The 14,611-nt window shown below is 60.2% G+C and carries 17 protein-coding genes; 5 read left to right on the top strand and 12 right to left on the bottom strand.

Annotation, left to right across the window (positions count from 1 at the left end):
• From ACSQ16_RS06655 to ACSQ16_RS06605, 11 genes are all read right to left on the bottom strand, one after another.
• Entirely contained in the window at positions 1-834 is an 834-nt protein-coding gene (locus ACSQ16_RS06655; protein WP_243261236.1) for a DUF1217 domain-containing protein, read from the bottom strand.
• Positions 831-1,256 (bottom strand): flagellar biosynthesis repressor FlbT, encoded by a 426-nt coding sequence (locus ACSQ16_RS06650; RefSeq protein ID WP_243261237.1) that lies wholly within the window; start codon positions 1,254-1,256, stop codon positions 831-833. The genes ACSQ16_RS06655 and ACSQ16_RS06650 overlap by 4 nt, the downstream gene beginning before the upstream one ends.
• A gap of 1 nt (position 1,257) precedes the next feature.
• Complete coding sequence (gene flaF, locus ACSQ16_RS06645) at positions 1,258-1,662, bottom strand: flagellar biosynthesis regulator FlaF (RefSeq protein WP_067262368.1); 405 nt, start codon at positions 1,660-1,662, stop codon at positions 1,258-1,260.
• Positions 1,663-1,767: 105 nt separating this feature from the next.
• Positions 1,768-2,643 (bottom strand): flagellin, encoded by an 876-nt coding sequence (locus ACSQ16_RS06640; protein ID WP_243261238.1) that lies wholly within the window; start codon positions 2,641-2,643, stop codon positions 1,768-1,770.
• Positions 2,644-2,750: 107 nt separating this feature from the next.
• On the bottom strand, positions 2,751-3,128 hold the full coding sequence (locus ACSQ16_RS06635) for a hypothetical protein (protein ID WP_243261239.1): 378 nt from the start codon (positions 3,126-3,128) through the stop codon (positions 2,751-2,753).
• A complete protein-coding gene (locus ACSQ16_RS06630; protein ID WP_093928356.1) occupies positions 3,125-3,427 on the bottom strand; it encodes a rod-binding protein in 303 nt (100 codons plus the stop codon). Before ACSQ16_RS06630 ends, ACSQ16_RS06635 begins: the two co-directional genes overlap by 4 nt.
• 9 nt (positions 3,428-3,436) lie before the next feature.
• Positions 3,437-4,537, bottom strand: coding sequence for a flagellar basal body P-ring protein FlgI (locus ACSQ16_RS06625; protein WP_093928355.1), 1,101 nt, complete (start codon positions 4,535-4,537; stop codon positions 3,437-3,439).
• Between the two features lie 15 nt (positions 4,538-4,552).
• Positions 4,553-5,614: a flagellin gene (locus ACSQ16_RS06620; protein WP_243261241.1), complete on the bottom strand. Its 1,062-nt coding sequence runs from the start codon at positions 5,612-5,614 to the stop codon at positions 4,553-4,555.
• Between the two features lie 7 nt (positions 5,615-5,621).
• Positions 5,622-7,028, bottom strand: a complete 1,407-nt coding sequence (gene flgK / locus ACSQ16_RS06615) for a flagellar hook-associated protein FlgK (protein ID WP_243261242.1) — start codon at positions 7,026-7,028, stop codon at positions 5,622-5,624.
• A 12-nt stretch (positions 7,029-7,040) separates the two neighbouring features.
• Positions 7,041-8,309, bottom strand: coding sequence for a flagellar hook protein FlgE (locus ACSQ16_RS06610; protein WP_243261243.1), 1,269 nt, complete (start codon positions 8,307-8,309; stop codon positions 7,041-7,043).
• Between the two features lie 98 nt (positions 8,310-8,407).
• A complete protein-coding gene (locus tag ACSQ16_RS06605; RefSeq protein WP_243261244.1) occupies positions 8,408-10,174 on the bottom strand; it encodes a hypothetical protein in 1,767 nt (588 codons plus the stop codon).
• A 99-nt stretch (positions 10,175-10,273) separates the two neighbouring features.
• Between ACSQ16_RS06605 and flgF the strand changes: the two genes are divergently transcribed.
• From flgF to ACSQ16_RS06580, 5 genes are all read left to right on the top strand, one after another.
• Complete coding sequence (gene flgF, locus ACSQ16_RS06600) at positions 10,274-11,017, top strand: flagellar basal-body rod protein FlgF (protein ID WP_093928350.1); 744 nt, start codon at positions 10,274-10,276, stop codon at positions 11,015-11,017.
• Between the two features lie 33 nt (positions 11,018-11,050).
• Positions 11,051-11,836, top strand: coding sequence for a flagellar basal-body rod protein FlgG (gene flgG, locus ACSQ16_RS06595; RefSeq protein WP_067938908.1), 786 nt, complete (start codon positions 11,051-11,053; stop codon positions 11,834-11,836).
• Complete coding sequence (gene flgA, locus ACSQ16_RS06590) at positions 11,836-12,495, top strand: flagellar basal body P-ring formation chaperone FlgA (protein WP_243261245.1); 660 nt, start codon at positions 11,836-11,838, stop codon at positions 12,493-12,495. Before flgG ends, flgA begins: the two co-directional genes overlap by 1 nt.
• Entirely contained in the window at positions 12,492-13,262 is a 771-nt protein-coding gene (locus ACSQ16_RS06585; protein WP_243261246.1) for a flagellar basal body L-ring protein FlgH, read from the top strand. The genes flgA and ACSQ16_RS06585 overlap by 4 nt, the downstream gene beginning before the upstream one ends.
• 80 nt (positions 13,263-13,342) lie before the next feature.
• Positions 13,343-13,921, top strand: a complete 579-nt coding sequence (locus ACSQ16_RS06580) for a hypothetical protein (protein WP_243261247.1) — start codon at positions 13,343-13,345, stop codon at positions 13,919-13,921.
• Positions 13,922-13,939: 18 nt separating this feature from the next.
• Here ACSQ16_RS06580 and ACSQ16_RS06575 read toward each other — a convergent pair whose 3' ends face one another.
• Positions 13,940-14,608: a flagellar hook assembly protein FlgD gene (locus tag ACSQ16_RS06575; RefSeq protein ID WP_243261248.1), complete on the bottom strand. Its 669-nt coding sequence runs from the start codon at positions 14,606-14,608 to the stop codon at positions 13,940-13,942.
• Positions 14,609-14,611 lie beyond the last annotated feature (3 nt).

Genomic DNA, 14,611 nt, shown 5'->3' with positions numbered 1-14,611 from the left:
TCAGCGGTAGATGCTGGAGGCGCTGTAGCCGCCGGTGATCGTTGGAATGTCGATGGTGATGGCGGTAAAGCTGCTGCCCTGCCCGATAGAGACGGCCCCCTGCATCAACGAAAGCACCGTGCTGGACGCGGTTGAGACCCCCTCAACAGCGTCATAAATCGCCGAGAAACGCGAGACGAGCTTGTCGACCTCGGCAGGGTCTTTCAGCTTTTCGATGTCGAATTTCTGCTCGAAAAGCGCGATCTGGCGGTCGAGATCAACTTGGATCGCTTCATCTGGAACACCAAGCGCCCGGCGCATGAATTTGCCGAGGTCTTCGTCCTTCAATACATCAAGCCATGTGTCGATTTCAGAGGCTTTGGATTTGAACTCCAACGCAATCCGCGCGCCTTCGTTGTCCTCTCCGGCGGCATTCAACACGAAACGTTCTTTGAAACGGTCGATCATCTCGGCTTGCCAGTCGAGTTTATCAAGATTCGCACTGCTCCCCCCTCCGGGCGTGAAGCCCAAAGTCAGATACATGTCGCGAATCTTGGGGTCGCTGAGGCGGTTCACCAGTGCGGAACTGTCGGTGATATCGCTTTCCAGCGTCTTGCGGATCATCGCCTTGCCAAAGATCTGATCTTCGAGGTCGAAGGCCCGCATGACGAAAGTATAGACTTCGGTATCGGCAATCAGTTCCTGCGGGGAAGAGATGCTGCCGATACGTTCTTCAAAGGCTTTAATCTGCCGGGCGTTCAGGGCGTTGCTGGCGGCAAGGTCGAGCTGTTTGTCGCGCGTTGCGTCAAACAGCTTAACCGCCACCTGAGTGCCCATGCCGCCCAGCGAAATCATGCGTGCGCGGCCTCATGGCTGGAGGCGGGCGGCACCGGGCGAAGCTGCATGAGCTCGGTCTCGTATTTTAGGACCGCGCGCAATTCGCTCATGGCTTTGTAGAAATCGGCCATGGAGACGAAGTTCGCCGCTTCCATGATCCGGCTGCGCATCTCGGCGCCAAAGCAGCAGGCCAGATCGGCCAGGCCCTGTTGGATCATCGGCAAGATTTGATCGCGGGTATCAGGACGGATCAGCGCGGTTTGCACCAAGAAATAGACCTTAGAAACAGGCGTGGATTCCGCATCCGGCTTCAACAGATCGGACTCGCGCACGATGTCGGCGCGGTTCTCGACGGTCAGCGCTTGGCGACGGTCGCCATTGCGGATGACGCAGCCGTTCACGACCACACGTTCACGGGGACGAAGGGTGAGTTTCAGCATCTTACACCTCCTGCATCTGCGGCGCGGCCTGCCCGGCCAGACCGGCGGCAATGTTGCCGTTGATCTCGACAAGACCGGCCAAACGGCCTTCGCCAGCCATCAGCGCGGTGCTGTGACGGTCCACCCAAAGCGCGATGGAAATGAGCGAGGCTTTCAACCCGTCGGGCATCTTGTTTTCCGGCTCGGACAGGTCAAAGCGCAAGGCCGACCAGAACCGTTGATTTTCGTAGATCGCGTCGCGCAGACCGGAGGCGAGGATGTTCAACCGCTCGCTCTTATCGTCTGTCGCATCAAAGCCCTGACCCTTTTCGGCAAGGTCATGTGTGACGCGGCTCAGGATGCGGCGCTCGATCTGCCGCGGGGTTTCGCTTTCGCGAATTGTTCGTTTGTATGCTGCCAGCCCCATAGGAATTCTTCCTTGTTTTTATCGTTTGCTGCCTGCCAACCGCAAATTCTGAGGCGGTTGGATCGGGGCCAGAGCGCTAGGCCTTGGCCCCGAAAACCCTAATCCTTAACGGAACAGGCTCAAGATGTTCTGCGGCGCCTGGTTGGCAATCGACAGGGACTGCGATGCCAGCTGCTGCTGAACCTGAAGCGCCTGAAGACGGGCAGCTTCTTCTTCCATGTTGGCGTCAACCATCGCGCCAACGCCGGTGTCGAGGTTGTCGGTCAGCTTGGTCAGGAACTCTTGCTGGTTTTCGAGCGATTTCTCACCAATACCTAGATCGGTCGCTGCTGCGGTAATATCTTCCAAGAACCCTTGGGCCGCGGACAGTGAAGCTTCCAGTTCAGCTGTTGTTGAGGCGTTGGTGATTTGAATATCCGCAAAGGTACTATCGTCAGCGGCGTTCGCTGCAGGATCGCCAACTAGCGCCTCAAGATCAGTCAGATTTACTGTTACTGAGGTGAGCGAGAGAGTAGCATCTGATGCACGAGACACACCGGAAACGAAAGAAATTTCTGTTCGCGCGGGGGTAGCGGTGGTCAGAAGATTCTGACCATTAAACCCGGACTGATCAAGTGCGGTCTTCATTTCCGAAGCCAGAGCAGTCAGCTCTTTCTGGACGCTTTCTTGATCTACGCCTTCGTTTTGCGCGAACGCTAGGCGATCAACAAATTGCTGTGCCAGATCCTGTACGGTTTCCGCACCAAGACGGGCTGTTGAAACTGAGTTCTTCGCCAGCGTTAAGCTTTCATTCACGGCTTTGTTCATGCCGCTTTCGCCCTTCATGGTTTCGGAGATCGCGAAGTAGGCGGCGTTGTCCTTGCCCGAGGACACTTTAAGACCCGTCGAGATGCGGTCTTGGGTTTGGTTGAGGTTCGAATTGACACCACGCAGAGTTGCCAGAGCATTCATTGCGGAGTTGTTTGTGTTGATCGAAGACATATTCTTATTCCAGACTATTCTAGTTCGTTATGTCGTCTTTCTGACAACTGCGGGGCGAACCCGCTTGATTACGTTTTTACGCGAAAAACTGGCAACATTGAGGCAATTCAGAAACTTTTGTCCACGGTTGTCATCAGTGTTGCGCGGTTGTCACGTTTCGCACCGCTTCGGCCGTAAATGCCTGCAATGCTGTGCTTTTCCCGGATTTGGGAAACCTGTGAGATCATCTCTGACGTGGCTTGGCGGGCCAATTGCAGGTGGCGATGATCGCGCGCGATCAGATCTTTCAGATCGCGCAATTTATCTTTGCTGACCGCCTCGGGATCGTGGCTGAGTTGATCTTCCAGCACGGCGGTGAGTCGGGCCTTTTCGCTGGCGAATTCGACCAGTTGATTGAACGCTCCACCCTCGACAGCGGCGATTTCGCGGCGCAGCAGATTGCCCAAGGCGTCAACGGCGGCGAGTGCTTTGCGCGGATCGCTCATCGGTTGGCCCCCGTTTGATAGCGCTGCATGGCGGTCTCAATTGTGCGGGCGATTCCGGTGCTGTTCTGCTCGGCGATGCTTTCGCCAATCGCGTTGGACAGAAAGCTGCGCCATGTCTCTTCGGCGTGGCCGCCGCCAAAGCTGCCGATGTCCACGGTCGAGAGCATCTCATCGACCATCTGGCCGAGGAACATCGCCTCGAACTCCTGCGCCTTTTTGGCGGTGACGGCATCGGCCTGCGGCGCTGCCGGTTTGGCCGCAGGGGTCGGCGCGGGGATTGGGAGAGATGCGAATTCCATGACCTGCCCCTAGATGATCTCAAGGTCGGCATGCAGAGCGCCCGCCGCCTTGATGGCTTGAAGGATTGAAATCGTCTCGGTCGCGCCGACGCCGATGGCGTTCAGCCCATCGACCAGCCGTTGCAAGCTGACCGACCCGTCGATGACGGCGAATTTCGCGTCTTTCTCTTCGACGCCGACCGAAGAATTCGGCACCACCACGGTGGTCCCGCCAATCGACAGCGATTCAGGTTGGCTGACGTTGAAATCATCGCGGACGGTGACGGTCAGCCCGCCTTGGCTGACCGCGACGCGGTCGATACGGACATTGGCGCCGATGACGATGGTGCCGGAGCGCGCGTCGATCACCACTTTGGCGACCTGATCCGGCTGAACCTGCAGCGGCTCGATCAGGGCCATGGTCTCCATCAACGATCCCTTGCCATAGGCGGATACGGTGATGGTGCGCGAATCGATGGCGGTGGCGACCGGCCCCATGGCTTGGTTAATCGCGGCTTCTACCCGCTGCGCGGTCACGAAATCTGCGTTGCGCAGCGCGAGTTTGATGCTGGTCATCTCGCTGAAATCAAAGTCGACCTCACGCTCGACGATGGCGCCGTTGTCGATCCGTGCGCCCGTGGGCACGCCTTCGACGATCGAGGCATTCAGCCCTTGGGCCGCGAAACCCGCCACGGCGATCGGGCCTTGGGCCACGGCGTAAATCTCACCATCGGCGGCGGTCAGCGGGGTTACGATCAGCGTGCCGCCGCGCAGGGAGGAGGCATCGCCCAAGGAGGAGACGACCACGTCGATGGTGCTACCGGCCCGCGCGAAGGGCGGCAGGGAGGCGGTTACCATGACGGCGGCGGTATTGGCCGTGCGCATCTGGTCCTCGGTCAAGTTGCCGATGCCGAGCCGCTCTAGCATGCCTTCGATGGCGCGTTCGGTGAAAGGCGCATTGCGCAGGCTGTCGCCCGTGCCGTTCAGCCCCACGACCAGACCGTAGCCGACCAATTGGTTCGACCGCACGCCTTCGACGGTAACGATATCCTTGATCCGCACCTGTGCAGCCGCCGGCGCGGCAAGCGCGAAGGTGAGGCCGATCAGCAGGAGTTTAAACAAGGCGTTCATGGGGGGCGGTTCCGGTTATAGGTAGTTCAAGAAAGACAGGCGGGAGAGCCGCGCGGTGACGGCAAAGCTGGAGTCGAGTTGGTTCTGCAATTGGGTCAGACGGGTGGCCGCATCATATTGATCGACGCCTTCGAGGTTCATCACCTCCCCATCCAGAAACAGCGCCCGGCTTTCTTGGGCCGAGATCGTATCGGCAAGTTGCGCCCGTTTCAGGCCAGTCTGGGTTTCCAGATCGGTCAGCCCTTCGAGCCCCGCGCCGATGGCGCTTCGGGCTTCGGTCAGCCAAGCATCGCGGGCGGCCTCATCAGGGATATCACTGGGGTTAAACGCGCTCAGCATGGCCAGACCGCGGATCAGATCGCGGATCGCCGGATCATTGGCCTGCGCACTTTGGGTCAGGGTCTGGGTCTCAGAGGTGCGTGAGGTCAGGGGCGGGTTGCCTGTGGGCGCACCGTTATAGAAGGTGTTCTCGAAATTATTGGCCGGGTCGGCGGCGGTATCGTTAAATGCCGCTTTCAGCCCGTCGATCGCCGTTTGCACATCCGCCAGCGTTGTGGGCACGCCTCCAATCACATTCGTCACTGCGTCAGCCGGGGAAACACCGCTGTTGGGATTCTGAACGTCCCATGCTTGCAGCGGGTTTGTGTCACTGCGGGTGCCGGACATCATGAAACCGGAACTGTCGCTGACCGCCGCACGTTCCAACACGCGGTCAAGCGCCGTGCGCGCCGCCTGCGACAGATAGGTCGTCGAAAGCCCGCCCGCGCTGTCGGTGGTGAAGGCTTGTTCAAGAACCTCTTGGCCCACATCGCGCATCGCCCCGAGCGATGTTTCCACGGCGAGAAAGCGGCGGTCCAAAAGCGCATTGGAGGTCAGGAAACCATCGTTGCGGGTGATCTGCATCCGAATGGCGATGGCATCGGCAGAGCGATGGCCCAGATCGTCATAGGGGTTGGCCTTGAGCCCAGTCGTCACCTCTTTGGACACGTCCGAGATTTCAGCGGCGAGGCGGCTGGTCTGTTCGCGCTGGCGCAGGCTTTGCAGAGCGGTGGAAACGGTGCGGGAAATCTCGGTCATCTTATTCTCACACGCTGGCCAAAAGGGTATCGAGCATGTCACTCAGGCTGCTCAGCACTTGCGAATTCGCGCCGTATGCCTGCTCGATTTCCAAAAGCTTTTGCAGTTCGGTATCGACGTTGACGCCCTCAATACTGCTGCGATTGTCCTCAAAGGTGACAAGCCGCACACGCGCGGTTTCGGCTTGCGCGTCAGCCCCGACGCGCAGCACGTTCTGGTGGCTCACTATATCTGCGGCGAAATCGCCCAGACGCGCGGTGGTGCTGAGCCCTGTCGCGGCGTCAAAGGTCAAACCGGTCTCAAGAACATCGACAAAAGCGTTCAGTTGGGTCGTGTCGCCCGGCTCTCCTTGGGTGGCGGCCCCGGCGCCGTCGCGCAGACGCCAAAGCGCGCCGCCCTTGTCGGGCTGCACACTGTTGTTGATAGAAAGCCGCCCGGCCAGCCCGTCCAACTGTGCCGCATCAAATGCGCCGCCCGCATCCGTGAAAAGCCCCGGCTGCCCTGCCCCGAGAGAGGCATCGGCGGCCTCAAAGCTCTGCACCAGTCCGCGGGCGAATTCATCCAGTTGCAGCTTCATCTTGGGCAGATCATCCGCGATCAAACCGCTTAGACCCGCAAGACGCCCGCTATCGGACCCCCGCGCCGTGGCGCTTCGCGGAGTGATGTCGATTGTCCCGGCCATCAGCGCGCCGGTTTCGCGATTGGCAGATAGCTTAACGGCAGTGTCGCCATGCACCAGTTCTGTGCCACCCGTGGTGTGTAACGTCAGCGATCCGTCTGGTTCCCAGCGGCTTTGAAAATCCATCTGGCTGCCCAAGGCATCTAGGCGGCGGTTCATCTCGTCCATCAACCCGGCTGTGCCAGTTCCATCGGTCCCGGCCAGACGCAAGCGTTCGTTCAACTGGGCGATATCGGCCAGCGCCCCATTCACTTCGGAGACACCCAGCACGAAACTGTCCCCGGCCTGTACGCGGCTGGCTTCAAGCGCAACGGCGGCCTGATTAATGCTGCTCACCAATGTTTCACTGCGCGACAGAAGGTCATTTTGCGCGGCGGGATCCGATGGGTTGTTCGCCAACAGGTCTAGCCCCGCCTGAAACTCAGCTAGCCGCGCGGCGGGAGAGACCTCATCGCCAGGCTCACCCAAGGTCAGCAGGTAACTGCCAAGCACCTCTGAGGTAACGGAGGCCGCACCTAACTGCGCCGAAGCGCCGCGTGACATCCCCGCCAAATTCTCATCCACCTGCCGTGCCACGCGCAGATCAACCGAATTATTCTCGGTCACCTGCACGGCTTCGCGCCGCGCATACCCTTCGGTCTGAGCGTTCGCGATATTGCCCGCAACAAGGTTGGCTCGACCTTCTGTCGTGCTTAGACCGCTGCGGGCGATGTTAAAGGCAGATGAGATGCTCATTCATGTACCGGATTAGCGCTTAATATTTAGCGTTTCACTCAGCATTTCGTCGCTGGTGGTGATGATCTTGGCGCTTGAGGAATAGGCCCGCTGGGTCTGGATTAAATCGGTCAGTTCCTGCGCGATATCCACGTTGGAGCCTTCCAGTGCATTGCTGTTGATGCTGCCCAACCCGTTCAGCATCGGATTACCGAGGCTCACCGCACCGGAATCGCGGGTGGCGACATAGGCGTTACCATCAACCGACCGCATTTGATCAGGGTTGGCGACATTGGCGAGCGGCACTTGGAACAGCGCCCGACGCTGACCATTGTCAAAAACCCCAAAAAGAATGCCGGAATCGCTCATCTCTGCCCGCTCTAGGCTGCCGGTTTCAGTCCCGTCATCGGTAAAGGCCGGGGGCGTGTAGTCGCCCGAAAACTGGGTCATCCCGCCGAATGTTCCGGGCGCGCCAAAGTCGATCTCCAAATCCTGCGGCGTGCCGCCATTTGTGATCGACAGTGTAACCACGCCCGTCGCAGGGTCGATTGGCAGGCTGCCGGGGGTATAGCTTGCGGGGCTGCCCGCACCCGCGCCGCTATCGGTGAAGTTTACCGTCGCATCGCCATAGTTTGTGCCCGCTTCGTCGGTGATGCTGACCGTCCATTCGTTATCAACCGCACCCGGTGTCCACGACAGGGTCAACGCATCGCTACCGCCCAATTGGTTGACGTAGCGCAGCGTGGATTCAAAGGCCGTGCCAGTGGTGCCGGGACCGGTTTCCTGGGCGGGCAAATTCGCTGACACGCCCACGCGCGAACTGGGCGTACCCTGCACCTGATAGCTCGCGATATTAACGGTGCTCAGATCGTTGTAGCTGGTGCTGCTAACACTACCAGTGGCCCCTGCCGCATCGGTAGGAAAACCCGAAAGGAAATAGCCGGCAGAGTTGCGTAGGTTGCCGTTCTGATCCGGGGTGAAAGAGCCAGCGCGGGTCAGATAATAATTGGATTCAACAGGATCATTGGCATTACGCGACACGACAAAGAAGCCTTCACCCTGCACCGCCAAATCAGTGGTGCTGCTGGTGCCCATGATATTGCCATTGGTGGAGATGTTGGCCCGTACATCCGTCAACACACCCGCTTGGGTCGACCCGGTGTTCTGGGTCACAAACTCCGAGAAGGTCCGCCGGTAGCCGACCGTATTGGCGTTGGCGATGTTGCTCGAGATGTTCTGGACGCGGGAGGAGTTGGCCTGCAACCCGCTGACCCCGATTTGAAGGGCGCTTGTAATGCTCATGACTTGATCCTGCTCGTTCTTGTTATTCTTGGCTTATACATGAGAAAGCCGATTCTTCATGACCAACGTAAGAATAAAATTTGCATTTGATATTTATGTCACTGACTTTCCTTGACATCCGTCACTTTTGTCACGGCATCAAGGATACGGTCCGCGCTTTCCATGCTCAGCCGCATCACGTCTGATCCCAGCGGCCCCTTTTCCGTGGGGCGCGCGCCAAGCCCGGTGGCGATCTCAGCCCAACCTGGCAACTCGGCGAGCGATGGGAATGCGGTGGCAGCCCGTGCGACGGTCTCACTATCCCCCGCCTGATAGGCGGCGAGGGTCAGGCGCGTGGCGTCGGCGAAGGCGAACTGCTGCGGGTGCGCCTCCCACATCTCAAGGAACGCCAACCGGGCCGAGCCCCATTTCCCGGTCTCATAAAGGGCCACGGCCCGGCTGCGGCGCAAGTCCATGTCCTGGGCGCGCAGGCGCAGAGCGGCCAGTTCATCCGAGCGCCCCGCCTGCGCCAAGGCTTCGACCAGAAGCGCTTCGGCCTCGGCCCCCTGATCGTCGGCATAGCCGCTCAGCAAATCCACCGCTGCATCTGCCTGACCGCCCGCCAAGAGAGCGCGCGCCTCGCCGCGTCGCAGGTCAGCCAGAAGGGCCGCGTTCGGAGCGTTCGTTCCAACCCCTTCCAAAGTCTCAGCCAACTCACGCAGGCTCCGGAATTCACGTGCGGCGAGGGCCGTCATGCCCGTGTCCAACAAGCGCTGTGGCACGGCTGCGGCATGACCCACAAAGCCAGAATCGAAACGCCAGCGCGCACTGATGCGAGCGTGCCCCTCTAGGAACGTGCCCAAGTCGATCTCACCCGCTGCCCCCGCTGCATAGAACGCGCCATAGATTTCGCGGGCGCGTAGCAGCAGCGGCTCGACCTCCGCCTCAGAGGCCTCGCGCTGCAAATTATGCAAGGCCCACAAGGCGGTATCCGTATCACCTTGCTCTGCGGCGATGTCCGCCAAAAGCGTCACACCTTCACGCGCTAGGGAATCACCGCTCCACATCCACCGCGCAGTCTTGAGCAGTGACAGCGCATCCTCCAGCGACAGGGCATCAGTTTCGCGCCCCATACGAACCAAGGCCAGCCGCGCACGCTGCGCATAGGCGTCTCGGCCCTGTGCAGCTTGGACATAGCCTTCAAAGGCCATCAGGAAATCACCAGAAACCTCTGACGCACGGGCGAGCAGGAACCGATAGGCAGGACCATCGCGCAACTCGGCATGTTTGGGAAACTGCGCGGCCAAGGCCTGCGCCACGTCCCACTCCTCCGCTGCTAAGGCTGCCTCTAGCAGGTCCGGCAAAACGGCAGCTTGGATGGCGGGCGACAGCGCGCCAAGGCTCTCGACCGTGCGTGGCATCAACCGCGCCGCCTCATCTGCAGCCCCCAGTCGGGCAAAAGCCGCCGCCCGGAGAGCCTGCCCCTCCGCCCATCCCACGGACCACGACACCGCCTGCCCCAGATCACCACTCTCGCCCGCGTCATCCTCCAGCAAGGCCAGCGCAAGGGTCAGTGTTCGGTGACGCCGCGCGGCGTCATCGGTGAGGGTTTCGTTATCGAGCGCCGCCAGAAAGCCTGCCGCCTCGGGGCGCATCATCCATGCAAGGTGCAGTTCCGAAAGGTCCAGCAGCGCCGCTGCCCGGGTGGAGTCCTCCGGATCGGCCGCCGCCAGAAGCTGCATCATCAGCGTTTCACGGGCGGCAAGGAAATCCTCTTGTCCATGTTCCACCAAGGACAGAGGCGCAAAGACAGAACCTTCCTCCCCCGCCACCGGCGCGGCCCAGATCAAAGAAAGACCAAGAACAATGTTGTGCAGATACTTCATTCTATGGATAGTTGCACTTTATTCTTGTAAAGATCCATTCTTTATTTCACACTGATCTTCAATAAAGTCACGCCATCCTTGCCAAAACTGAGGCCCGCCATGACGGAAACCAGCCATATCAGCATGTCGCTGGCGACTTCTTTGCAGCGACAGCTCGACATCACCGCCAACAATATCGCCAACGCCAGCACCGCAGGCTACAAGGGCGAGCACGTTGTGTTTGAGGCGCTGTTGCAGGACAACACAGCACTTGGCGATGATCAGGCAGCTTTCGTCAGCGACACCGGCTCTTACATCGACACCCGTCCCGGCGCGCTGTCACAGACCGGCAACCCGCTGGACGTGGCCCTGCATGGTGAGGGGTGGTTCAGCTATCAAACCGCAGATGGGCAGCAGGCCTTTGGCCGCGATGGCAGCTTTGTCCTCGACCCGGAAGGCAATCTGACCCTGTTGTCGGGGGCCAAAGTGCTCGACGCGGGCGGTGCACCGATCCAACTGCCACCCGCAGGACTGGGCGATATCAACATTTCCGAAGATGGCACGATTTCGGGCAGTGAGACCGGCCCGCTGGGCCGTATCGGCGTTTTCAACATCCCCGAAATCCAAAGCTACAAGCGCCTAGGCGGCGGCATGTTGGTCGCCCCCGAGGGCGCTGCCAATCCCGCCGTAGCTGAGACTGTGCAGGTGCGCCAAGGCACGCTGGAGCTGAGCAACGTCAACCCGGTGCGCGAGATGACCCGCCTGATCGACGTGCAGCGCGCTTATGAGCGCACAAATACCATGATGGGCAATGCGGACGACCTGCGCCGCGACTCGCTCAAACGGATCGCGCAGGCGGTCTGACCCCGACATCCGTGAAACGGAAGGAACGAGACAATGAAGGCACTTAGCATCGCCGCAACCGGCATGATGGCGCAGCAGACCAATGTCGATGTGATCTCGAACAACATCGCCAACGCGAATACCACCGGGTTTAAAGCCAGCCGTGCGGCCTTTCAGGATCTGATCTATCAATCCATGCAGCGCGAGGGCGCTGTCACCTCTGAGGCCGGATCGACCCGCCCCGTGGGCATCGACATCGGCATGGGCGTGCAGACCGCAGGCACCGTGCGGTTGAATACTCAAGGCGGCATGGTGGCCACCGAGAACCAGCTCAACGTCGCCATCGACGGGCGCGGGTATTTCTCGGTCACGCTACCCGATGGCGGCACTGCCTATACCCGCGACGGGTCGTTCCAGCTTTCCCCCGAGGGGGAGATCGTCACCATGCAGGGCTACCGTGTCGAGCCGGGCATGGTCGTCCCCGAAAACACCACGGCGGTCGAGATCAACGAACAGGGCGTCGTCATGGCCTATGTCGAAAACGACCCCGTGCCGGTGGAACTGGGCCAGTTCAGCCTGACCACCTTTGTCAACGAGCCGGGGATGCGCCCGGTCGGCAACAACTTCCTGCTGGCGACCGAAGCCTCGGGCGAAGCACAGGTGGTGAACCCCGGTGATCCGGGCGCAGGGATGATCCGTCAGGGCTATCTGGAGGCCTCCAACGTGAACGTCATTCAGCAGATCACCGATCTAATCTCGGCGCAGCGCGCCTACGAGATGAACTCTAAATCCATTGAGACCGCAGACCAGATGCTCTCGGCTGCGAACCAAATCCGCTAATGAAACGGCTCGCCGCCCTCTTCTTCGGCCTGATGGTGCTGACAGGCCCTGCCCTGTCGGCCCCCATCGGCGTGCTGGTCGAGGAACGCGCGCGCACGGATTACGCCGACAGCCTGCCGCAGGATGGCGAGTTCGAGATCACGGTCAAGGACGCCCCGGCTAAGGCCGTGTTGACGCTGGCAGAGTTCTGGATGGACCCGCGCAGCGGCAAGTTTCTGGCCAATGCGGTGCTTGAGACGGGCGAGGTGCAGCGTATCGGCGGCTACGCCCTTGTCACCATGCCGGTCCCTGTCCCCCTCACCCGCCTGCTGCCCGATGACATAATCATGGAAGACGACCTGACCGTCATGCGCCTGCCCGTGGGCCGCATCGGCACCTATGTGATGACAGATATGGAAGAGGTTATCGGCAAGCAGGTGCGCCGCGTGCTGACGCCGGGGCGACCTATTCAGACGCAGTCCATCATCCAGCCGCTGGTCATCAACCGGGGTGAGCGGGTGGATATTTATTTCAGCGACGGGCTTCTGGCCCTCTCCTCTCCGGGGCGCGCACTTGATGACGCGCATGAGGGGCAGGAAATCCGTATCGTGAACCTTGTCAGCAACAAAACGGTCACCGGCATCGCCACCGGCGAAGGGACCGTGGAGATCATTCGATGACCACCGCTTTTGCGCGCCCCTCTGTCTTGATGTTGGGCGCGGCCCTTGCCCTCACCGCCTGCGATACCGCAGATCACTTCGACCGCGATCCGCAGCCTTCGCCGATCGTGGTGGATGGGCAAACGATCCCCGAGGTGGCGCGCGTTCAAGTGCCGATGCCCGCCGTGGCAATGGAGCCGCCACGCCGCGGCAGCGCCAAGGCCTCACTCTTTTCGGCCCGCAGCCAACCGCTGTTTGCGGACCAGCGCGCCGATGATATCGGTGATATCGTCACGGTCGTGATCTCAATCGACGACCGGGCGCAACTGCGCAATTCGACAGACCGCGAACGTGAGGGCGCAAGCTCCATCGGTTTCCCGACATTCTTTGGCTATGGCGCGAAAATTGCCGCAATTCTGCCCGGAATCAGTGCAGCCGACCTCCCGAGTGGCGATGTCGTCGAGATCGGCTCAGCCTCCGAAGCGAGCGGCTCTGGTGCCATTTCGCGCAACGAACAGATTGAGCTTAAAGTGGCCGCCTTGGTCATCGACAAGCTGCCCAACGGCACGCTTGTGGTCGCGGGACGCCAAGAAATCATGGTGAATCAAGAGCTGCGTGAGCTGCGCATGGCCGGGATCGTGCGACCCGCCGACATCCGTGACGACAACACCATTTCTTATGACAAGATCGCCGAGGCCCGCATCGCCTATGGCGGTCGCGGGACGCTTTCGCGCGCCCAAGAGCGCAGTTACGGCGAAGATGCGATGGATGTGATCCTGCCCTATTAATTCGCGACTTGGTCACAAAGTGAGACCATTGCCGTCGCAATCGACCGTTAAACCTGACGAAAGCTCAGGAAAGGTCGAACATGAAAAAGGCAGCAATCGCATTCGTAGCACTCCCCTTGCTTTGCATGGGTGCAGGCTATGGCGCCGGTCTGGCCCTTGCCCCTGCCCCAGCCGAAGCGGCGGGAACGGAAGTTGATGAGAAAGCCGCCCACGGGGCGGAGGAGGCGGTAAAGGACGCGGCCCAGGCCTCTGAAACTGACGCCCATGGCGAAGAGGGTAAGAAATCCGCCAAGGGCGAAAACCAAGAACCGATGGACAGCTATGAACTGGCCAAGGACCGCACAGTGGTGCGCCTTGGGCAGATGACGATCCCGGTCGAGAAGACCAACAGCGTATCTTACGTCGTCGCGGATTTCGCGCTCAAGATGGGGTCGCTGGAACTGGCCGAACGTTACCGCCGCGTCGAAGATGCGACACGGATGCGCGATTCACTGCTTCAGGCGATGAACCTTGCCGCCGAAAGCGCGGTGCTGCGCGGTGTGGCAATCGACAGCGAAGCGCTGTCGCAGTTGCTGCGCGACCTGATCAGCAAAGAGCATCAGGGCGTTGATGATGTCATGTTCGTATCGCTTTATAAACAGGATGTGGCGCGGCTTTAACCCGCGCCGCGTGGCCGTTCAGAGAACTGAACGCACCACATAAGAAAGCACCTGTTCCCCGTTATCCAATTCCAGCTCCGGCCCCTGCCCGGTGAAGTTCACGCGCGTCACCTCGGCGCGGGTCAATGTCGTTGCCCCGACATCATTGCCACTTGCATCACTTGCCGTAATTTCAATCCGGAACGTATCTGGCGGCACCGGCAGGCCGACGGAATCAAGACGATCCCATTCAACGTCGATCACCTCGCCTTCGGCGGTTGACGCGCCGGGCATCTCGCGGACAAGGGTGCCGTCTTCGGAATAGATGCGAATGGTCACATCCTCTGCGCCTGCATCCAACTGATAGCTCAGCGGAAAATCATCCTCGGTCATGCGCACTTGGGACGACGGCACCAGCACATCGCGCCCGATCAATTGCAGGTCAGACATTGCCCCGACGGTGGATAGCATGGTGCTGATCTGCTCAAGGCTCGCATTGGTGGCAATGCTTTGTTCAACCTGCGTCAACTGCGCCAACTGCGAGACGAACTGAGTTGAATCCACCGGGTTCAGGGGGTCTTGGTTCGAGATTTGCGCCGTCAGTAGGGTCAGAAAGCTGTTGTAGCTTTCTTGAAGCTCGGTGGCCGAGGTTGCCGCAGCGGAGGTGCCGCTGCTGGTCATGGTGCTTGCAATACTCGCGTCGATCATAGT

Origin of the sequence: Sulfitobacter sp. SH24, from assembly GCF_965641895.1 — a bacterium.
Taxonomy (GTDB): Bacteria; Pseudomonadota; Alphaproteobacteria; order Rhodobacterales; family Rhodobacteraceae; genus Sulfitobacter; species Sulfitobacter dubius.
The sequence above is the reverse complement of the archived record's forward strand: the minus strand, read 5'-3'. Positions and strand labels throughout refer to the sequence as shown.